Raw genomic sequence first — 18,947 nt, 5'->3', positions numbered from 1 at the left:
CCGGCAGCACCGCACCGAAAGGGCGGGGTTGCCAACGAAGGAGCCATGCATGGCAGATATCAAAGTAGTTGAAGGTGATTTCGTTCACTGCAGCGGCAAATACGCGCTGGTTGTTGGCCGTTTTAATGGTTTTGTAGTGGAAAGCCTGGTGGAAGGTGCTCTGGACACGCTGCGCCGCCACGGCATTGCTGACGCAGACATCGCCATCGTGCGGGTGCCCGGTGCCTATGAAATGCCCTTGGCGGTCAAGCGCGTGGCCGAGACTGGCAATTATGACGCCATCATTGCCCTTGGCGCGGTGATTCGCGGTGGTACTCCCCATTTCGAATATGTGGCTGGCGAGGCATCCAGTGGCCTGGGTGCGGTAAGCCTGGAGACCGACGTGCCGGTCACGTTTGGTGTACTGACTGTTGATTCCATTGAACAGGCGATCGAACGAGCCGGCACCAAGGCTGGTAATAAAGGCGCCGAAGCGGCTATCACGGCCCTGGAAATGGTCAGCCTCTTTAAAAAGCTGGGTGAATGATGAGCGCAACGGAAGACAGCACCGCGCAACCAGCCCCGTCAGGTCAGCCGAAAGCCGGTGACAGGCGAAGAGCCCGAGCTCTGGCGATGCAGGGCCTTTATCAGCGGCACTTCAGTAAAAGTCCGATTGCGGATATTGAGTCCGAGTTTATCGTCGACAATGACATGTCGAAGGTGGATACCGCGTATTTCCGGGATCTTCTTCGGGGAGTTCACCGTGAGCAGGCCGAGCTGGACCGGTTGCTGGAACCTTTCCTGGATCGTCCCATCCATGAAGTGGATGCCATCGAACTGGCCATCGTGCGGCTGGGTACTTACGAGCTCAAGTACCGGCTGGACGTTCCCTATAAAGTAGTGATCAACGAAGGGATCGAAATGGCCAAGAGATTTGGCGGCACAGAAGGCCACAAGTTTGTAAATAGCCTGCTGGACAAGCTCAGCCAGCGCCTGCGTTTGGCCGAGATGCGCCCGCGCTGAGTGATGGGTGAATTCGAGCTGATCCGCCGTTATTTCTTCCCGATTGCTGAAGCGGGAAGCACCTCTGCGGTTCTGCTCGGCCCCGGTGACGACTGCGCAATTCAGCGGGTTGAACCGGACAGGGATCTGGTTTTCTCGGTCGACGCTCTGGTCGAGGGCGTCCATTTTCCTCTTTGTTACGATCCCGAAAAACTCGGCTGGCGCAGTCTCGCGGTTGCGGCGAGCGATCTGGCGGCCATGGGGGCTGACCCGGTCTGCTTTACCCTTGCTTTAACGCTTCCTGATGCCGACCCTGACTGGCTGCATGCCTATGCCCGTGGATTGGCGAATGCGGCGAGGTGCTTCGGGCTGTCGCTGGCCGGAGGTGACACCACCCGTGGACCACTGACGCTGAGTCTGCAGGTTCACGGTACAGTGCCGAATGGCCAGGCGATTCGGCGCTCCGGTGCAAAAGTTGGGGATTATGTCTGTGTGTCCGGAACGCTCGGGGAGGCGGGAGCCGCACTTAATTATCTGGATAGCCATAATCCGGGGCCGGACGAGCAGGCGGTTCTTGCCAGATATCATTATCCCGCACCAAGGCTGAATATCGGTGTTTCTCTGCGTGGATATGCCTCCGCTGCCGTGGATATATCCGATGGTCTGGTGGCGGACCTGGGACACATTCTCGAAGCCTCCGGGGTGGCTGCGTGCATAGATCTTGCGAAGCTCCCGCTCTCGGCGGCATTGGAACGTCTGGCCGGCCCGGGCGCAATTAATCTGGCACTGAATGCAGGCGATGACTATGAGCTATGCATTACCATCTCCCCGACTGCCTGGGAAAGTCTCTCGCAGGACATTCGCCGCCGGCTGACTATCATTGGTAAGGTGGAGTCCGGAGAAGGGCTTTCGATCACCAATGATGGCCAGTCACAGTCCCTGACGGCTGGCGGCTATGATCATTTCAGGACCTGATTCATGAGTAGCGATAATAACCTTCAGGGCCCGGAACTTCCCGAGGCCCTTTTGCCTCCGGGCTTTCTGCGAGATCCGGTCCATTTTCTGGCATTCGGATTTGGCAGTGGTGCGGCTGCCCGCGCACCGGGTACCTGGGGAAGCCTGGCGGCGATACCAGCGTGGTTCTGCTTCTCCTGGTTGCCCCCGGTTGGCTACTGGGTTGTCGTGGTGGTCGCCTTTGCCGTCGGAATATGGCTGTGCGGAAAGACAGCGGAAGACCTCAAGGTTCACGACCATGGTGGCATTGTCTGGGACGAATTCGTGGGTATGTGGATTGCGCTTGCCCTGTTTCCGGACACAATCTACGGGATTCTGATGGCGTTTGTGTTATTCCGGCTATTTGATGTAGTGAAACCCTGGCCCATCAGTTGGCTTGATCAGTATATGCCCGGCGGGCTGGGGATCATGGTTGATGACGTGGTAGCGGGGTTTATGGCGCTGGCGTGCCTGTTCGCCATTGACCGGTGGGTTTTGCCGGTCATTGTCTGAACGCCTGGCTGATGCGGGGATTTGGGTCCTGCTCAGTGAATCTGTTGTTCTTCCGGCAGAAGCCGCACAACATGCAGAAATCGCCTCAAGCCGGTTTCCGCGCGCTGGCGGGAGGCAAAGGGGCCGCTGTCAAAACCCTCCCGGGTGGTGAAATACCACTTGCTTCCGACGCAGAAGAATCGACTGCTTCGGAACGGTGCGGGACCGTTTTCTCCGGACCGACGTTCGGTATCCATGTTTTCTCCTGAGCCCCTTATCGTTTTCTTTTTTCCGGGCAGTGGAATGTTTTGTTGGCCGATTGTCTAAAATTAAATCAATTCCTGCCGAATTCAACATTTTTTTACAATTATCAGTCCGACATGGCCTGATTTACGTAATCGAGACGTCATCAGGTTACTGTAAACAGGCGGTACGGCTTGCTCTTGGCCCCGCCACTCTTCAAAATGCCTTTCAACCATCAGTGATCACTCGCCGAGTATTATCGGTGTGCAGCACAAGGATTCAGCATGAGCATCAATAACGTTCTGGTTTTTTTCAACAAAGCCCGCTTTCTGGTCGCAGCTCTGTCTGCGTTGGTCATTCTCGCCGGGTGCAGCTCTACCATGAGCAATGTCAAAACCTGGGAAGGAGACGCTGACGACTCCCGGACTGCCGTGCTCGAAGCACCCGCCGAGATCAAGGTGCAGCAGGTCAATGGTCGCAGGCTTACCAATTTCCTGATGGACGATCTGGCGTTGGACTTTGAGTTGCTGCCGGGTGAGAACCAGGTGGTATTCACTTATAAAACCATCTGGGCTAAAAGCGGAGTGGTCCGTAATGGCGAGTCCAAGGTGCATGTTGTTGAAACGGCACCACAGGCAGTGACCATTGATGCCAGGCCCGGTGAAACCTATCGTTTCGATTTTGAGCCCCCGGCGAACAGACAAGAGGCTGAGGCGTTTGCCGGTGATTTCTCTGCTGATATCGTGAATGCATCCAACGAAGTCGTGGCCAGCGCTAGCGCCTGGGATGGTCGCTCCTCAGGGCAAACGGCGGTCGCCCGGGCGCCTGTTGGCTCTGGCAATGGTGAATCTGGAAGCGCGGGCACTCCAGGAAGTACCCTGGAAGAGATGAAAGCGCTCTGGGGCGAGGCCAGTGAGGAAGAACGGCGCACTTTCCTGCGCTGGGCTTTCGAATAATCCCTGGGGGTGGCCCTGGAGCCACCCCGAATTCTCCCGCCGTTTGTTAATTCCGAAAGTTTTTGAATACCTTTCTCAACGCGCCCTCCATCAGAGTGAGCGCTTCGTCCGTCAAGGTTTTATGGTTGTCCGGATGGTAGTCCGGTTCCCCGCTCTCGAATGTGGGGGCAGTTGCCGCAGATTCTATCGCTGCCAGGCTATCCTCAAGCAGATCAGTCAATGAGCCCCCATCAGCCACCACATCCGGGCAGAGGGTGAAGTTAACGGTGAGACTGCCCTGGTAACTGACGGCCACGATAACGAGCCCCAGGCTGTCGAACAGCGGCGCCGAGTTAAACTGCCGAACCAGCCGGGCACCCTGCAGATACAGCGGAACCTGTGGCCCCGGCACATTGGTGATCGGCAGATTGAATACCGGCTGGTATCGCTGGGCGATCTGAAGTTCTGAATAAAGCCTAGCCGAGAGTGCCAGCATGGTAGAGGGCAAAAGCTCCGTCAGGCGGTCTGCCGCAATCGCTTCCCGGTAGGGTTCGGATTCCACCGCATTCCAGTGTATTCGGCGAATACGCTTTGCAGGATCCGGCTCATTAGTGGCCAGATTCAGCAGCATGGCGGACATCTGGTTTCCGGTTGCCTTGCGCAGGCTACTGGAGCGAACCGATATGGGGGTCATTGCCACCAGGGAGCGATCGGTTTTCACGTTGTGGTTGGCAAGGTACCGGCGGAGAGTCTCGGCACAAAGGCCAAGAACGACATCGTTTAACGTGACATTCCCCAATGCTGCCTTTATGGCCTTCAGCCGCGACAGATCCAGGCTGGTGGAGACAATCCGGCGGTTGGCGGTGATCTGTCGATTAAACGGGCTGTGGGGGGCGGAAAACAATGGAAAGGGTAGCGGCAGTTTCCGCATCTGTTTCTGAATCAGCCCCCTGGCTGTTGCCTCGGCTGCGTTGACGGCCAGGGACGTTACCTGCAAGGGCTTCCGTAACAGGTTAGCCCCGGCCTGGAGTGCAACCCTCTCTTCTGATGGCTCCGGCCGCGGGCTCCATGGACGGGGTGTTTCTATAGCGCGGGCTTCAGGCGTGTACTCCAGTAACTTGCCAATAATTTCCTCACCGCTGAATGCATCAATGGCCGCGTGGTGTAGCTTGACGACCAGCGCGAAGCTCTTGCTGTCGGGGTCGTTTTCATCGAGTTGGAAGCCGTCGACAAAGGTAATGTGCCAGAGTGGACGATCTCTTTTCAGCGGTTCTTCCAGAATTCGGGATGCCAGCCCCATCAGGCTTCCCAGTTGGCCGTGACCGCCGAGGTTCACATAGGCAAGGTGCCGCTCAATGCTGAATTCCGGATCATCGATCCAGTAGGGGCGCCCAAGCCTGAGCGGTATTTCCTTGAGGCGTTGGCGGAACAGTGGCACAACGTGGAGCCGACTGCGCAGGTAGGCGACAAAGGTACTGAACGCCAGCGGCTTGTCGCGCTCGCGGGCATCAAAAAGATAGATACCGCCAATATGCATGGGGGTGGTTTCTGATTCCAGGTAGAGAAACGACGCATCCAGCTCCGACAACTGCCGCATGATTCAGGCCTCCAGCCAGGTGGCAATGGCGGGTGATTTGCTCAGATTCTCCCAGAACCACATCAGTGCCTTGCCCTGGTCCTCGGAATGCCTGGCGAGATGGAGCATGATGGGTTGCCGGGGTTCGTGGACATCCAGTGCGATCAGAGTACCAGTGGCCAGTTGATCACGCACGCGGGCCTGGGGTAGCCAACCCACTGCCAGCCCCGCCTGCTGGACGGCAATCTTCTGGTCGATGTTGGCCACTGTAATCGTTCTCTGGCGCCGGAATATGCCGGCATGGCCCGGCGGCAGTGATCGAGAGGTGTCCGCCGCCACGGCAGCCGGGAAGGGCGCGATATCTTCCTCGGTCAGTGGTTGGGCTACCGCAGCCAAGGGGTGGTCTGGCGCCACTGCGTAGACAAACTGCATTTCTCCAAGTGGACTGGTGGTAAACGAGCCAGCGGGTTTGCTCATCTGGTCAGCGCCGACAATCAAGTCTACCCGTCGGCTTTGCAGGGCATCCCATGAGCCGGCAAACACTTCTTCTACCAACTGTACCTCGACAGGCACGCCCAGTTCATAAAATTCTTTCACAGCAGGGAACAGACATTCTGCCGGCAGTAGAGAGTTAAATCCGATTCGTAGCCGGGTTTCCCAGCCCTGGGCGACCTGACGGGTGGTATGGGCCAGGTTTTCGGCGGCCTCCAGCAGCGTGCGGCCCTCTTCCAGCAGGTAGCGGCCGGCGGGCGTCAGTGCTGCGCGGTGCCCGGTGCGGTCGAAGATGGCGACGTTTAGGTCTTCTTCGAGTTTCTGGACGGTGTAGCTGATGGCAGACGGCACGCGGAAGAGTTCGTTGGCGGCGCCGGCGAAGCTGCCTTTGCGGTCGATGGCATCGAGGACTTTGAGCGCGTCTATGGTGATGGCTGTGTGCATGTTCGAATTATCTGATTGTGTTGGCCAGAATTGATTGTTTGAGAGCGTAGCAGGGTCGCCGGTATTCTTCCTGTAATTTCTTGTGATCCAGTTTTGGGAGGATAAATGGGGCTTCTTGTCGACGGCAAATGGCATGATCAGTGGTACGACACGTCAAAGACGGGTGGCAAATTCGAGCGTGAGGCTGCCCGCTTTCGCAACTGGGTGACTGCCGATGGTTCTCCCGGGACGGACGGAGAGGGTGGTTTTCCGGCGGAATCGGGGCGTTATCATCTGTATGTGTCCATGGCTTGCCCCTGGGCGCATCGGACGTTGATTTTCAGAGTGCTGAAGGGGCTTGAGCGGCATATTTCGGTGTCGGTGGTTCATCCGGATATGGTGGAAAACGGTTGGGAGTTTCGGCCGGATGAAGCGGCGCATCGGGATGATGTGAACGGCATGCGGTATATGTATGAAGTCTATCTGAAGGCTGCGCCGGATTATTCCGGGCGGGTGACGGTGCCGACGTTGTGGGATACGAAGAAGCAGACAATTGTCAGTAATGAGTCGGCGGATATTATCCGGATGTTCAACGCGGCGTTCGATGGGCTGGATGGGGTCCGGAGTGATCTGGACTTTTATCCCGCAGAACTGCACGACGAGATTGCCACGGTGAATGAGCGGGTGTATCACACAGTCAATAACGGTGTTTACAAGGCCGGATTTGCGACTGCCCAGGACAAATATGAAGAGGCTTATGAAGCGCTGTTCGATTCACTCGACTGGCTGGAAGAGCGGCTTTCAGGGCAGCGTTACCTGGCAGGCGATCGCCTGACGGAGGCGGACTGGCGGCTGTTTACCACACTGATTCGGTTCGACGCGGTGTATTACAGTCACTTCAAATGCAACCGGCAAAGGATTTCCGACTTCCCGGCGCTTTCCGGGTATGTGCGGGATCTTTACCAGGTGCCCGGCGTGGCGGATACGGTGGATATCGGGCAGATCAAGCGGCACTATTACGTAAGTCAGCGCACCATCAATCCGACACAGATTGTGCCGGTGGGGCCGTCGTTGGATTTCAACGCGCCCCATGGCAGAGAAAAGCTTGGGCTTTAGCTGACTCGGGCAACCGCCACGTCGGCCAGCAATGCCAGCGCTTCTTTATGATCAGACTCGGGAAGTGCGGTGAGGCAGCCGGCAGCGAGGGCAGCCTGCTCCCGGGCTTTTGACATGGTGTACTCCAGGGCGCCGGAACTGTCGACAATCTGAAGGATCGCTGGCAGGTCATCAAGGCCGCCTTTGCGAATGGCCTGTCGGATCAGCTGGCGCTCATCCTCAACTCCGTTCTGCATGGCGTAAATCAATGGCAGGGTAGTTTTTCCCTCGGCCAGGTCGTCACCTACGTTTTTTCCCATGGCTCCGGCGTCGCCACGATAGTCGAGTACGTCATCCACAAGCTGGAAGGCCAGCCCCAGGTGTTTGCCGTAGTCTCTCAGGGCAGTTTCCTGATCATCGTCGGCATCAGCCAGCAAGGCACCGGTGTGGGAGGCTGCTTCAAACAGCATGGCCGTCTTGTTGTGGATGACTTCCATGTATTGCGCTTCACTGAGGTCCGGGTTCTTCACGTTCATCAGTTGCATTACCTCGCCCTCTGCAATAACCGCCGTGGCGTGGGAAAGCACGTCCATGATGCGAAGGTTCTGGAGCTCCACCATCATCTGGAAGGCACGGGCGTAGAGGAAATCACCTACCAGTACGCTGGGCGCATTGCCCCAGCGGGCGTTTGCAGTGCTGCGGCCACGGCGCATGTCGGAAGTGTCTACCACATCGTCGTGCAGAAGTGTGGCGGTATGAAGAAATTCGATCACCGCAGCGAGCTTCAGATGGTCATCCCTGTCATGGCCCAGCGCACGGCTGGAAAGCAAAACCAGCAGTGGTCTCAGGCGCTTGCCACCACTTTTTATGATGTATTGGGCAATTTTTTCCACCAGGGGAACGTCTGAGGAGAGCCGCTTGATGATCAGATCATTGACGCGGCTGAAGTCGTCCGCGACGGTGTCGTAAATGCGCTGGGCTGTCATGCGGCTGGTTCGATCCCTTGTCTGGTGTTTTCGTTGGAAAAATAGGTAGGTCGGGCAATGCTAGGTATTGCGGTGATCAGTGTCAACTTGGCTTGTAAAGCAGCAGCAGTTTTCGTACAATCACGCGCCCAACTCATCCCAACCTGCGCTCCCTGCTATAGGGTTGCCAAAGCGCTTCCCTTAGAACCAGGCGGATAAGAGCAGGGATGGGTCAATCGCGGAGAACGTTAATGTACGCAGTTATTGTTAGCGGTGGTAAACAGCACCGTGTAAAAGAAGGCGAAACTCTGAAGCTGGAAAAGCTGGAAGTGGAAACCGGCGGCAGCGTCGAGTTTGACCGCGTTCTGCTGATCGCCGATGGTGACAAGGTTCAGGTTGGCGCGCCGGTTGTTGATGGTGCCAAAGTGACAGCGGAAGTGGTTAACCACGGCCGTCACGACAAGATCCAGATCATCAAGTTCCGTCGTCGGAAGCATTCCATGAAGCGTCAGGGCCACCGTCAGTGGTTTACTGAAGTCAAGATCACGGGTATCCAGGGCTAAGACCCTCGAATAACCCCTTAGATAAGGAGGCTGGTAATGGCTCACAAAAAGGCAGCAGGTAGTACCCGTAACGGTCGCGATTCCGAGTCGAAACGACTTGGTGTGAAGCGCTATGGCGGCGAGACTGTATCTGCAGGCAGCATCATTGTTCGTCAGCGTGGCACCCGTTTCCACCCGGGTAATCACGTTGGCCTCGGTAAAGACCACACTCTGTTTGCAACTGCAAACGGTCAGGTAGTCTTCGAGGTGAAAGGTCCGGAGAATCGTAAGTTCGTGAGCATCGTTCCGGCTGCGTAAGCAGCGGCGATCTCGGGTTCTGTCGAACCTTGGGTGGCCCTGATATGATTTGATATCAGAGTCGCCTGGAGCCCCGCATAGCTTCCATGAGGCTGCGGGGCTTTTTAGTTTATGCGCAGTGCGCAAAGGGTTGATTGATGAAGTTCGTAGACGAAGCCACCATCATTGTAGAGGCGGGTAAGGGCGGCCACGGTTGCCTGAGCTTCCGCCGTGAAAAATACGTACCCAAAGGTGGCCCCGATGGTGGCGACGGCGGCGACGGCGGTTCTGTGTACCTGGAAGCCGACAGCGCTCTCAACACGCTGATCGATTACCGCTTCCAGCGCAAGCACAAGGCCGAGAATGGTCAGCCTGGTTCCGGCCGTAACTGCACCGGTATCAAGGGTGAAGACCTCGTTTTGCCTGTTCCCGTGGGTACCACGGTTGTGGATATGGACACCCACGAAGTGCTGGGCGACCTGACCCGCGCCGGCGAGCGCCTGAAAGTGGCCCAGGCCGGCTTCCACGGCCTGGGCAACACACGCTTCAAGTCCTCCGTAAACCGTGCTCCGCGCCAGACCACCAAGGGCTCTGAGGGTGAGCTTCGCAACCTGCGGCTTGAGCTGAAAGTACTGGCGGATGTGGGTTTGCTGGGTATGCCGAATGCGGGCAAGTCCACCTTCATCCGCTCGGTCTCGGCCGCCCGGCCAAAAGTGGCGGACTACCCGTTCACCACCCTGGTACCGAATCTGGGTGTGGTCAGCGTGCAGGCGCACCAGAGCTTTGTGATTGCCGACATCCCAGGCCTGATTGAAGGCGCGGCGGAAGGCGCCGGTCTGGGAATTCGCTTTCTGAAACACCTCGTTCGCACCCGGCTGCTACTGCACCTGGTGGACGTGGCACCCTATGACGGCTCATCGCCCGTCGAAAGCGTCCGTGCCATCGAGCACGAACTGGAAAAATTCAGCGAAACCCTGGCCAGCAGAGAGCGTTGGCTGGTGCTGAACAAGGTGGACATGGTCTCGGAAGAAGATCGCGATGCCCACTGCCAGACCATCGTCGATCAACTGGGCTGGAAAGGCCCCGTATTCAGCATTTCTGCGCTTAGCGGTGAAGGCACCAAGCCGCTCACGCAGGCGGTCATGCGCTGGATCGAAGACCAGGCCCGGGAGGAAGCTGAAAATCCCGAGTTCGCTGAACGCGAAGCTGCGCGCCGTCGGAAAATGGACGAAGAAGCGCGAGCAAGAATCGAAGCCGAGCGCCAGATCCGCCGCGAAGCCCGTCAGGATGACGATGATGACGACTTCGATGACGATGATTGCGATGTAGAAGTGGTTTACGCTCCTGAGTAGTTAATTTTTACTGTCGGAGTTAACTGCAAAGAATCGTCGGGCAGGCGGGGGCCTTGTTGGTGGATCGTCAAAAACATGGATGTTTTTGTCGAGCGTACATGGACGTATTCACCGCGTATCCACCAACAAGGCCCCCGCCTGTCCGCCCCCGTGGACTGAATCCCAATGAGCAAACGCACCCAGTTACGCCAGGCCCGCCGCCTGGTGATTAAAATAGGAAGCGCGCTCCTTACCAATGATGGCAAGGGGCTCGATACGGCAGCACTGAGCCTTTGGGTAGATCAGATTGCCGAGTTGGTTGCTGCAGGTGTTGAGGTGGTGGTTGTTTCCTCTGGTTCGGTAGCGGTCGGAATGAGCCGGCTCGGTTGGACGATCCGCCCGGAACAGCTTCATGAATTGCAGGCAGCAGCTGCCGTTGGCCAGATGGGGTTGGTGCAATCCTGGGAAGCGCAATTCAAGCGTCACGACATTCATACTGCGCAGATCCTGCTTACCCATGACGACCTGTCTGACCGCAAACGCTATCTCAATGCCCGCAGCACCCTGAGGGCATTGCTCGATTTCGGCGTGGTTCCCATCGTCAACGAAAATGATACCGTGGTTACCGACGAAATCCGCTTCGGCGACAACGACACCCTGGGCGCTCTGGTTGCGAACCTGATCGAAGCTGACGGCCTGATCATCCTCACCGACCAGCTCGGCCTGTTCGACAAAGATCCCCGTAAAAACCCAGACGCCCAGATGGTCGACGAACGACGCGCCAACGACTCAGAACTTGACGCCATGGCCGGCGGCGGAGCCGGTGCCCTCGGCCGCGGCGGCATGCAGACCAAAGTCCGCGCCGCCCGCCTGGCCGCCCGTTCCGGCGCCTTCACCGTGATCGTCGGCGGCCGAATCGAAAAAGCCATCGCCCGCCTGCGCGACGGCGAAAGCATCGGAACTCTCCTGCTCCCCGAACAGGGCCGAATCGCCGCCCGCAAACAATGGCTCGCCAGCCACCTCCAGACCCGCGGCAAACTCACCCTCGACCCCGGCGCCGTCAACGTCCTCTGCCGCGGCGGCCGAAGCCTGCTGCCGGTCGGTGTCAGAAGTGTCTCCGGCCAGTTCCGCCGCGGCGAAATGGTCTCCTGCGTTGACGAAAACGGCAAAGAAATCGCCCGCGGCCTGGTCAACTACGACGCCGACGAAGCCAGAGCCATCGCCGGCCGTTCCAGCGACAGAATCACCGAAGTGCTGGGATACATCTCTGACGAAGAAATGATCCACCGCGACAACATGGTGATTGTCTAAAAAACACCTCCCAACTCTGGAGGCAACGCCGATCACCTACTCCGAAAACCGTGCATTGCCAAGGATGGCAATGCCGAGCCCCCATGGATGGGTTTACGGCGTGTTTTCGGAGTAGGTGATCGGCGTTGCCTGTGCTCCAGATAAGGAAGGCAAGTTATTAAAAAGGCACAAAAAAACCGGCCAATCAGGCCGGTTTTCTTCATTCAAGTTCTGAAGGGGCGGTTTACGCGCTCTTCAGAGCCTTGATGCGGGCACTCAGACGGCTCTTCTGGCGAGCAATCTTGTTCTTGGCGAACACGCCCTTGTTAACCATGCTGTCCATAATCGGCTGAGCCTGCTGGAAAGCTGCCTGAGCTTCTTCCGGCTTGCCAGCTTCGATGTTGGCCTGGACCTTCTTGATATAAGTACGCGCCATGGAACGCAGGCTGGCGTTATGCTTGCGGTTTGTCTCGTTCTGACGTGCGCGCTTCTTGGCTTGCGGGGAATTTGCCACCGTATAACTCCTGAGATCTGTGAAATCCGAAATTCGTGTGAAACGATTCGTAAAAATCGCGGGCGCGCCAAAACCAGCGCGTCGAAATAAATGACGCGGAACTATGCCGCCAACGCCCCAAAATGTCAACACTCAAAGCTATTTCATCCCGGTACTCACAAGGCCTGTGGTAAACTCGCCGCTCGTCACCGGAGCGCCTTCCGAAGCCCTAGGGAAATACCGAAACGGGGCAGAGTGTTCCGGATAGTGTCCACAGTCTACCGAATCATCGTCCAGGCCACGAATGTCGTCCGAACCTGAGCATAAAGAAGAACAGAAGGCATTGCCCAAGCCACCGGGACTGCTCAGATCATCCGGCGTGGTTGGTATCATGACCATGCTGTCACGCGTCCTCGGCCTGGTCCGGGACATGGTCATCGCCCGCTATTTCGGTGCCGGCGCGGGTGCCGATGCCTTCTTTGTTGCCTTCAAGATCCCCAATTTCCTCCGCCGCCTGTTCGCGGAAGGTGCTTTTGCACAAGCCTTCGTGCCAGTTCTTTCATCCTATCGGCAGCAGGAGTCCGTGACCGAAGTTCGGCGCCTGGTCAATGCGGTTGCAGGTTCCCTCGGGCTGGTGTTGCTGGGTGTTACCGCTGTTGCCATTCTGGGCGCGCCAATACTGACCTCGGTTTTCGCACCGGGCTTCCTGGATGACGATCTGAAATTCGGCCTCGCCAGCGACATGCTGCGCATCACCTTCCCGTATCTGTTGCTGGTTTCTCTGACTGCCTTTGCCGGTAGCATCCTCAATAGCTACGACCGTTTCGCCATACCGGCGTTTACACCCGTATTGCTGAACCTGGCCATGATCGGGGCGGCCATATTTCTGTCTCCGTTGATGGAAACGCCGATCATGGCGCTGGCCTGGGGCGTTTTTATTGCGGGCGCGCTGCAGTTGTTCTTCCAGATCCCGTTTCTGATGCAGCTGGGACTGATGCCCCGGCCAAAGGTGGATTACAAACACGAAGGGGTCAGTCGCATCCTGAAGCTGATGGTTCCGGCGCTGTTCGGTGTGTCGGTGAGCCAGATCAACCTGTTACTCGATACCGTGCTGGCTTCTTTCCTGCAGACCGGCAGTGTCTCCTGGCTGTATTACTCGGACAGGCTGTCTGAACTGCCTTTGGGAGTGTTCGGTATTGCCATTGCCACCGTCATTTTGCCCAGCCTTTCTCGCAAACATGCGGCGGCCTCTGCGGACCAGTTTGCAGCCACTTTAGACTGGGCCGTGCGTGCTGTTCTGCTGATCGGCCTGCCTGCTGCACTGGCATTGGCTTTGTTGGCGGAACCCCTGATCGCAACCCTGTTCCATTATGGTGAGGTTACCGACCGCGACGTTACCATGGCCGCGCAGAGTTTGCGGGCATACTCCGCCGGCCTGCTTGCCTTTATGCTGATTAAAGTGCTGGCGCCGGGCTATTTTGCCCGTGAAGACACCAAAACCCCTGTAAAGATTGGCATTATCGCGATGGTTGCCAATATGGTTTTCAATCTGGCGCTGATCTTCCCTCTCGCCCATGCCGGGCTGGCGCTGGCAACGTCCCTGTCAGCGTGGCTGAATACAGGCCTGCTATGGCGGGGATTGATCAGGGAAGGTGCCTGGAAGTGGCAGCCCGGCTGGCCCCGGTTTCTGGTTCAGATCGGGCTTGCCAATGCCACTCTGGCGGGTACGATTCTCTGGCTGCAGCCGCCGGTTGACCGTTGGTTGGGCGCCGGAGGGCTTCAGCGGGCCACGGATATGGGTATTCTCGTAGTCTCGGGGGTCGCGGTGTATTTTATTGTGTTGGCACTGACCGGGGTTCGGGTAAGACATTTCCGCCACAGGTAGGTTATAATCGCGCGTTTTCTCACCAGTGAAACCATACTCCGCTGGCAAATAAGGGTTCGCTTTACATGCGTCTGATCCGGGGCCTGACCAACCTGAAACACTTTGCCCAGCAGGCCGACGGTCCGCTGGCCAAAGGGTGTGTTGCGACCATCGGGAATTTCGATGGTGTCCACCTGGGGCACCAGACCATCATCGACCAGGTGCACGAGAAAGCACTGGCGTTGGGTGTGCCCTCCGTGGTGATGGTATTCGAGCCCCAGCCCCGCGAGTTTTTCCAGGGCAGGGAGGCGCCACCTCGGCTAACGGCTTTCCGGCAGAAGTTCGAATCGCTGCTGGCATCCGGCATTGATATTGTCCTTTGCCTGCGTTTCAACGAGCGGTTCCGCAGCTACTCCGGCATGGGTTTTATTGAAGACGTGTTGATCGATGGGCTTGGCGTTCGCCACCTGGTGGTGGGAGACGATTTCCGTTTCGGCTGTGATCGCGCCGGTGATTTCTCGCTGCTGCGTGAGGTAGGCGAGCAGCGCGGTTTCACGGTCGAAAACACCCGCACGGTCACCGTTGGCGGTGAGAGGGTCAGCAGTACAAGGATTCGCAATGTGCTGGCCGAAAACCGGATCGAGGAAGCCGAAGCCTTGCTGGGCCATCCTTACCGAATCCGTGGGCGGGTGGTATACGGCCGTCAGCTTGGGCGGCAAATCGGTGCGCCCACGGCGAACGTCCTGTTACCGCATATGCCGGCGCTGATAGGGGTTTACGTGGTCAGTGCCACGCTCCAGGATGGCCGGAAGCTGGACGGCGTTGCCAATATCGGGTTGCGCCCCACGGTGGATGGCAAGCAGCCGTCACTGGAAGTGCACCTGTTCGACTTTGCTGGCACACTTTACGGCCAACGACTTGATGTGGTCTTCCGCCATGCCCTCCGGGACGAAGTGAAATTCGATTCGGTGGATGACCTGAAGCAGCAGATAGCCCGTGATTTCGACGATGCCCGGGCCTGGATTGCAGATTATGGCTCCGCAGCCAACCGAAACTGACCGACATTTAACAACCTGAGCTACGCACCATAACCATGAGCGATTACAAGCACACTCTGAATCTGCCCGATACTGCCTTCCCCATGCGCGGTAACCTCGCCAAGCGTGAGCCGGACATGCTCAAGCGCTGGCAGGATCTGGATGTCTACGGGAACCTCCGCAAGCAGCGCGAGGGCCGGGAGAAATTTATCCTTCACGATGGTCCTCCTTACGCCAACGGCAGTATTCATATCGGTCATGCGGTCAACAAGATTCTCAAGGACATGATCGTCAAGTCCCGCAGTTTTATGGGTTATGACGCGCCTTACGTTCCCGGTTGGGATTGCCACGGTCTGCCCATCGAGCACAAGGTCGAGCAGGAAATCGGCAAAGCCGGCGTGAAGGTGGACTACAAAACCTTCCGCCAGGCCTGTCGCGACTATGCCACCAAGCAGATCGCCGGCCAGAAAGAGGACTTTATTCGCCTGGGTGTGATGGGTGAGTGGGAAAAACCCTACCTGACCATGGACCCGAAAGTGGAAGCCGGCATCGTGCGTGCCCTGGGTAAGATTGTTGCCAAAGGCCACCTGGTTCGCGGCTTCAAGCCGGTTTACTGGAGTGTGGTCGGTCAGTCTGCGCTGGCGGAAGCCGAGGTAGAGTACCAGGACAAGACTTCGGTGCAGATTGATGTGCGCTTTACCGTTGTCGATCAGGCTCGTGTTCTGGATATGTTCGGCACCGACAAAGGTGAGGGTGATGTTTCGGTTGTGATCTGGACCACCACGCCCTGGACCATTCCGGCCAACCAGGCTGTTTGCGTTCACCCAGAGCTTGACTATGCACTGGTGCAGGTGGATACCGGCAATGGCCAGGAGCGCCTGATTGTGGCGGCGGAAATGGTTGAAGGCATCATGTCACGCTGGGGCGTCGAGAACTATGAAGTGCTGGCCAATGTTCCGGGCGCCACGCTGGACAAACTGATTCTGCAGCACCCGGTGTTCGACAAGCAGGTTCCGCTGATCCTCGGCGACCATGTGTCTACCGATGCAGGCACCGGTGTTGTGCATACCGCCCCTGATCACGGCATGGAAGACTTTGAAGTGGGCAAGGCCAACGGTATCGGCACCATCAGCCTGGTGAAGGCGGATGGCACCTATACCCAGGCGGCCGGGGAGTTCGCCGGCGTTCACGTTTATAAGGCCGATGACCCTGTTTGCTCTGCGCTGGAACGTGAGGGCAAGCTGGTCCGGGCGGAGAAATTCTCTCACAGCTACCCCCATTGCTGGCGCACCAAGACGCCACTGATCTATCGTGCGACCCCGCAGTGGTTCATCAGCATGGACAAGGAAAACCTCCGTAACGACGCCCTGGAAGCCATCAAGGGCGTACGGTGGGTGCCCGCCTGGGGCCAGAACCGCATTGAGGCGATGTTCAAACAGTCCCCGGACTGGTGTATCTCCCGTCAGCGCACCTGGGGCGTGCCGATCACCCTGTTTATCCACAAGGAAACCCAGGAGCTGCACCCGGATACACAGAACCTGATCGAGGCAGTGGCGAAGGAAATCGAGACGGGCGGGATTGACGCCTGGTACGACATTGACACCGCAGAGTTTCTGGGCAGCGATGCTGACCAGTATGACAAGGTCACGGACACGCTGGACGTGTGGTTTGATTCCGGGGTAACCCATGAGTCTGTACTGCGCCCCCGCACAGAGCTGGGCCAGTTCCCGGCGGATATGTACCTGGAAGGCTCTGACCAGCACCGGGGCTGGTTCCAGTCGTCCCTGAAAACCTCCATTGCGATGAATGGCGTGGCGCCTTACAAGCAGGTGCTCACCCATGGTTTCACCGTGGATGGCAAGGGCCGCAAGATGTCCAAGTCCCTGGGCAACGTGATTGCGCCCCAGGAAGTCATGAACGAGCTGGGGGCGGATATCCTGCGCCTGTGGGTGTCCGCCACCGATTACAGCGGCGAGATGACAGTATCCAAGGACATCCTCAAGCAGACCGCTGACGGTTATCGCCGCATCCGCAACACCGCCCGCTTCCTGCTCAGCAACCTGACCGGTTTCGAGCCGGAACAGCACGCTGTTGCACCGGATGACATGATTGCCCTGGATCGCTGGATGGTGGACAAGGCCCTGCAACTGCAGGAAGAACTGCATGAGGATTACCAGAACTATGACTTCCTGCGGATCTACCAGAAGGTATACAACTTCTGTGAGGCCACGCTGGGGGGCTTCTATCTGGATATCATCAAAGACCGCCAGTACACCATCCAGGCCGACAGCCGCGAGCGCCGCTCCTGCCAGACTGCCCTGTACCATGTGGCGGAAGCACTGGTGCGCTGGATTGCGCCGATCCTGAGCTTTACTGCCGATGAAATCTGGCAGCACCTGCCGGGCAAGCGGAGTGATACCGTATTCTACGAGACCTGGTACGACGGCCTGACAGCATTGCCCGAAAACGCCGAGCTTGGTCGCGATTACTGGAGCCGGATCTACAGCGTCAAGGATGCGGTCAACAAGTGCCTGGAAGAAGCCCGTGGCCGTGGCGAGATCAAGGGCTCCCTGAGCGCGGAAGTGACGCTTTTCTGCGAAGGCGAGCTGGCGAAAGACCTGAACTACCTGGGTGATGAGTTGCGCTTTGTACTGATCACCTCTGAAGCCACCGTTAAGCCGGTCTCCGAGGCCGGTGATGCGGAACAGACCTCCCATGAAGGGCTGTTTGTAAAAGTGACCCCTGCCAGCCATGCCAAGTGTGAGCGTTGCTGGCACCACCGGGCGGATGTTGGCCAGAGTGAAAAATACAGCGATCTCTGTGGCCGCTGCGTGACTAATGTGGAAGGCCAGGGCGAGTCCCGCTCCTTCGCTTGATGGAAGCCAGACTGTGGAAAGCGTAATGAACGAAAGCGAAGCGACTGGCTCCAAGCTTCGCTGGCTCTGGCTGGCGGTTTTGGTGATTGTGCTGGATCTGGGTACCAAGGCGATGGCGACGGCCATGCTGACTTATGGCAACCCGGTGCCGGTTATGCCCATGTTCAACCTGACGTTGCTGCACAACACCGGTGCTGCGTTCAGTTTCCTGGCGGGTGCCGCTGGCTGGCAGCGCTGGTTCTTTGTGACTCTGGCGCTGGTGGTCAGTGTGGTATTGGTGTTCTGGCTCAAATCCCTGCGCCGCCATGAAACCTGGTCGGCCATTGCCATCGTATTGATTCTTGGTGGGGCTTTGGGCAATGTTTATGACCGTGTTGTTCATGGCTATGTTGTCGATTTTCTGCATTTCTACTGGAATAACTACCATTTCCCCGCCTTTAATATTGCCGACACCGCCATCACCATCGGCGCCGGCATGATGATTCTCGACATTTTCCGCAAGCCGCGGGAGCCCGATGGCGACCCGGATTGACGGAAGACAGGAGCAATAGCGACTCATGAAAGAACTTCCTGTAGACCAGGGGACGCGCGTTACCCTTCATTTCGCCCTGAAGTTCAGTGATGGTGAAGTCATTGATTCCACCTTTGAGAAGGAGCCGGCAACCCTGGAAATCGGTGACGACAACCTTCCGGAGAATTTCGAGGCGTACCTGATGGGCATGAAGGCCGGAGATCGCAACAGCTACGAAGTGCCTCCGGAAAGGGCCTTCGGGCAGCATAACCCCAATAACGTACAGACCTTCAAGCGCAGCGAATTCAGTGCGGATATGGTGTTGGAGAAAGGTGTGATGATTTCCTTTGCGGATGCGCGGCAAAGTGAGTTGCCGGGGATGGTCAGCCGCGTGGAGGGGGACCAGGTTGAGGTGGACTTTAATCACCCTCTGGCGGGGCGTACACTGACGTTTGAAGTGGAAATTATTGATGTGGAGCCTGTTGGTCAGGCCCACTAAGCGTATCTTGAT

Annotated in this window: 20 protein-coding genes; 15 read left to right on the top strand and 5 right to left on the bottom strand. The window is 57.6% G+C overall.

Annotated elements, in window-relative coordinates; translation table 11 throughout:
* The first annotated feature begins 49 nt into the window (after positions 1–49).
* From ribH to M8010_RS18170, 4 genes are read left to right on the top strand one after another with little or no spacing between them, the layout of a single operon-like run.
* The gene (gene ribH, locus M8010_RS18185; RefSeq protein ID WP_250094138.1) at positions 50–526 is read left to right on the top strand and encodes a 6,7-dimethyl-8-ribityllumazine synthase; all 477 of its coding nucleotides are present in this window, start codon (positions 50–52) and stop codon (positions 524–526) included.
* Entirely contained in the window at positions 526–1,002 is a 477-nt protein-coding gene (nusB, locus tag M8010_RS18180; RefSeq protein ID WP_250094258.1) for a transcription antitermination factor NusB, read from the top strand. Before ribH ends, nusB begins: the two co-directional genes overlap by 1 nt.
* A gap of 3 nt (positions 1,003–1,005) precedes the next feature.
* The gene (gene thiL / locus M8010_RS18175) at positions 1,006–1,956 is read left to right on the top strand and encodes a thiamine-phosphate kinase (protein WP_250094137.1); all 951 of its coding nucleotides are present in this window, start codon (positions 1,006–1,008) and stop codon (positions 1,954–1,956) included.
* Between the two features lie 3 nt (positions 1,957–1,959).
* The gene (locus M8010_RS18170; RefSeq protein ID WP_250094136.1) at positions 1,960–2,487 is read left to right on the top strand and encodes a phosphatidylglycerophosphatase A family protein; all 528 of its coding nucleotides are present in this window, start codon (positions 1,960–1,962) and stop codon (positions 2,485–2,487) included.
* Between the two features lie 32 nt (positions 2,488–2,519).
* On the opposite strand, the gene M8010_RS18165 is transcribed toward M8010_RS18170, so the two are convergent.
* Complete coding sequence (locus M8010_RS18165; protein WP_250094135.1) at positions 2,520–2,723, bottom strand: DUF6316 family protein; 204 nt, start codon at positions 2,721–2,723, stop codon at positions 2,520–2,522.
* 270 nt (positions 2,724–2,993) lie between these two features.
* Between M8010_RS18165 and M8010_RS18160 the strand changes: the two genes are divergently transcribed.
* Positions 2,994–3,665, top strand: a complete 672-nt coding sequence (locus M8010_RS18160) for a DUF2057 family protein (protein ID WP_250094134.1) — start codon at positions 2,994–2,996, stop codon at positions 3,663–3,665.
* 46 nt (positions 3,666–3,711) lie between these two features.
* Here the strand turns inward: M8010_RS18160 and M8010_RS18155 are convergent, their stop codons facing one another.
* Together M8010_RS18155 and M8010_RS18150 are read right to left on the bottom strand one after the other, a co-directional pair.
* Complete coding sequence (locus tag M8010_RS18155) at positions 3,712–5,241, bottom strand: WS/DGAT/MGAT family O-acyltransferase (protein WP_250094133.1); 1,530 nt, start codon at positions 5,239–5,241, stop codon at positions 3,712–3,714.
* 3 nt (positions 5,242–5,244) lie between these two features.
* Positions 5,245–6,156 carry a LysR substrate-binding domain-containing protein gene (locus M8010_RS18150; protein ID WP_250094132.1) on the bottom strand — a complete coding sequence of 304 codons (912 nt, stop codon included), beginning with the start codon at positions 6,154–6,156 and terminating at the stop codon, positions 5,245–5,247.
* Positions 6,157–6,261: 105 nt separating this feature from the next.
* Between M8010_RS18150 and M8010_RS18145 the strand changes: the two genes are divergently transcribed.
* Positions 6,262–7,251: a glutathione S-transferase family protein gene (locus M8010_RS18145; protein WP_250094131.1), complete on the top strand. Its 990-nt coding sequence runs from the start codon at positions 6,262–6,264 to the stop codon at positions 7,249–7,251.
* Here the strand turns inward: M8010_RS18145 and ispB are convergent.
* A complete protein-coding gene (gene ispB, locus M8010_RS18140; protein WP_250094130.1) occupies positions 7,248–8,216 on the bottom strand; it encodes an octaprenyl diphosphate synthase in 969 nt (322 codons plus the stop codon). The genes M8010_RS18145 and ispB overlap by 4 nt on opposite strands.
* A 230-nt stretch (positions 8,217–8,446) precedes the next feature.
* Here ispB and rplU point away from each other — a divergent pair, with 230 nt between their 5' ends.
* The 4 genes from rplU (at position 8,447) to proB (ending at position 11,676) form a co-directional block, all read left to right on the top strand.
* Positions 8,447–8,758 (top strand): 50S ribosomal protein L21, encoded by a 312-nt coding sequence (gene rplU / locus M8010_RS18135; protein ID WP_250094129.1) that lies wholly within the window; start codon positions 8,447–8,449, stop codon positions 8,756–8,758.
* Positions 8,759–8,794: 36 nt separating this feature from the next.
* On the top strand, positions 8,795–9,055 hold the full coding sequence (gene rpmA, locus M8010_RS18130; protein WP_250094128.1) for a 50S ribosomal protein L27: 261 nt from the start codon (positions 8,795–8,797) through the stop codon (positions 9,053–9,055).
* Between the two features lie 137 nt (positions 9,056–9,192).
* A complete protein-coding gene (gene cgtA, locus M8010_RS18125) occupies positions 9,193–10,386 on the top strand; it encodes an Obg family GTPase CgtA (protein WP_250094127.1) in 1,194 nt (397 codons plus the stop codon).
* A 165-nt stretch (positions 10,387–10,551) separates the two neighbouring features.
* Complete coding sequence (gene proB, locus M8010_RS18120) at positions 10,552–11,676, top strand: glutamate 5-kinase (protein ID WP_250094126.1); 1,125 nt, start codon at positions 10,552–10,554, stop codon at positions 11,674–11,676.
* A 223-nt stretch (positions 11,677–11,899) separates the two neighbouring features.
* On the opposite strand, the gene rpsT is transcribed toward proB, so the two are convergent.
* Positions 11,900–12,169, bottom strand: a complete 270-nt coding sequence (gene rpsT / locus M8010_RS18115) for a 30S ribosomal protein S20 (protein ID WP_250094125.1) — start codon at positions 12,167–12,169, stop codon at positions 11,900–11,902.
* Between the two features lie 283 nt (positions 12,170–12,452).
* Between rpsT and murJ the strand changes: the two genes are divergently transcribed.
* The 5 genes from murJ to fkpB all read left to right on the top strand — a co-directional run bounded on the left by murJ (position 12,453) and on the right by fkpB (position 18,935).
* Complete coding sequence (gene murJ, locus M8010_RS18110; protein WP_250094124.1) at positions 12,453–14,033, top strand: murein biosynthesis integral membrane protein MurJ; 1,581 nt, start codon at positions 12,453–12,455, stop codon at positions 14,031–14,033.
* Positions 14,034–14,098: 65 nt separating this feature from the next.
* The gene (ribF, locus tag M8010_RS18105; RefSeq protein ID WP_250094123.1) at positions 14,099–15,070 is read left to right on the top strand and encodes a bifunctional riboflavin kinase/FAD synthetase; all 972 of its coding nucleotides are present in this window, start codon (positions 14,099–14,101) and stop codon (positions 15,068–15,070) included.
* Positions 15,071–15,105: 35 nt separating this feature from the next.
* A complete protein-coding gene (gene ileS, locus M8010_RS18100; RefSeq protein WP_250094122.1) occupies positions 15,106–17,925 on the top strand; it encodes an isoleucine--tRNA ligase in 2,820 nt (939 codons plus the stop codon).
* 25 nt (positions 17,926–17,950) lie between these two features.
* Positions 17,951–18,457, top strand: a complete 507-nt coding sequence (gene lspA, locus M8010_RS18095; RefSeq protein ID WP_250094121.1) for a signal peptidase II — start codon at positions 17,951–17,953, stop codon at positions 18,455–18,457.
* A gap of 25 nt (positions 18,458–18,482) precedes the next feature.
* Positions 18,483–18,935: an FKBP-type peptidyl-prolyl cis-trans isomerase gene (gene fkpB / locus M8010_RS18090; protein WP_250094120.1), complete on the top strand. Its 453-nt coding sequence runs from the start codon at positions 18,483–18,485 to the stop codon at positions 18,933–18,935.
* Positions 18,936–18,947 lie beyond the last annotated feature (12 nt).

Source organism: Marinobacter sp. ATCH36 (genome assembly GCF_023555055.1).
Taxonomy (GTDB): Bacteria; Pseudomonadota; Gammaproteobacteria; order Pseudomonadales; family Oleiphilaceae; genus Marinobacter.
Note: the sequence above shows the minus strand (reverse complement) of the source record. Positions and strands in the feature narration are given on the sequence as shown.

Excerpts from the sequence above, each read along its gene's own strand:
- M8010_RS18155 (WP_250094133.1), bottom strand. The coding sequence starts at position 5,241 with ATGCGGCAGTTGTCGGAGCTGGATGCGTCGTTTCTCTACCTGGAATCA.
- murJ (WP_250094124.1), top strand. The coding sequence starts at position 12,453 with ATGTCGTCCGAACCTGAGCATAAAGAAGAACAGAAGGCATTGCCCAAG.
- ileS (WP_250094122.1), top strand. The coding sequence starts at position 15,106 with ATGAGCGATTACAAGCACACTCTGAATCTGCCCGATACTGCCTTCCCC.
- ribF (WP_250094123.1), top strand. The coding sequence starts at position 14,099 with ATGCGTCTGATCCGGGGCCTGACCAACCTGAAACACTTTGCCCAGCAG.
- ispB (WP_250094130.1), bottom strand. The coding sequence starts at position 8,216 with ATGACAGCCCAGCGCATTTACGACACCGTCGCGGACGACTTCAGCCGC.
- M8010_RS18145 (WP_250094131.1), top strand. The coding sequence starts at position 6,262 with ATGGGGCTTCTTGTCGACGGCAAATGGCATGATCAGTGGTACGACACG.
- M8010_RS18160 (WP_250094134.1), top strand. The coding sequence starts at position 2,994 with ATGAGCATCAATAACGTTCTGGTTTTTTTCAACAAAGCCCGCTTTCTG.
- proB (WP_250094126.1), top strand. The coding sequence starts at position 10,552 with ATGAGCAAACGCACCCAGTTACGCCAGGCCCGCCGCCTGGTGATTAAA.
- lspA (WP_250094121.1), top strand. The coding sequence starts at position 17,951 with ATGAACGAAAGCGAAGCGACTGGCTCCAAGCTTCGCTGGCTCTGGCTG.
- fkpB (WP_250094120.1), top strand. The coding sequence starts at position 18,483 with ATGAAAGAACTTCCTGTAGACCAGGGGACGCGCGTTACCCTTCATTTC.
- M8010_RS18150 (WP_250094132.1), bottom strand. The coding sequence starts at position 6,156 with ATGCACACAGCCATCACCATAGACGCGCTCAAAGTCCTCGATGCCATC.
- thiL (WP_250094137.1), top strand. The coding sequence starts at position 1,006 with ATGGGTGAATTCGAGCTGATCCGCCGTTATTTCTTCCCGATTGCTGAA.
- nusB (WP_250094258.1), top strand. The coding sequence starts at position 526 with ATGAGCGCAACGGAAGACAGCACCGCGCAACCAGCCCCGTCAGGTCAG.
- M8010_RS18165 (WP_250094135.1), bottom strand. The coding sequence starts at position 2,723 with ATGGATACCGAACGTCGGTCCGGAGAAAACGGTCCCGCACCGTTCCGA.
- rpmA (WP_250094128.1), top strand. The coding sequence starts at position 8,795 with ATGGCTCACAAAAAGGCAGCAGGTAGTACCCGTAACGGTCGCGATTCC.
- M8010_RS18170 (WP_250094136.1), top strand. The coding sequence starts at position 1,960 with ATGAGTAGCGATAATAACCTTCAGGGCCCGGAACTTCCCGAGGCCCTT.
- ribH (WP_250094138.1), top strand. The coding sequence starts at position 50 with ATGGCAGATATCAAAGTAGTTGAAGGTGATTTCGTTCACTGCAGCGGC.
- cgtA (WP_250094127.1), top strand. The coding sequence starts at position 9,193 with ATGAAGTTCGTAGACGAAGCCACCATCATTGTAGAGGCGGGTAAGGGC.
- rplU (WP_250094129.1), top strand. The coding sequence starts at position 8,447 with ATGTACGCAGTTATTGTTAGCGGTGGTAAACAGCACCGTGTAAAAGAA.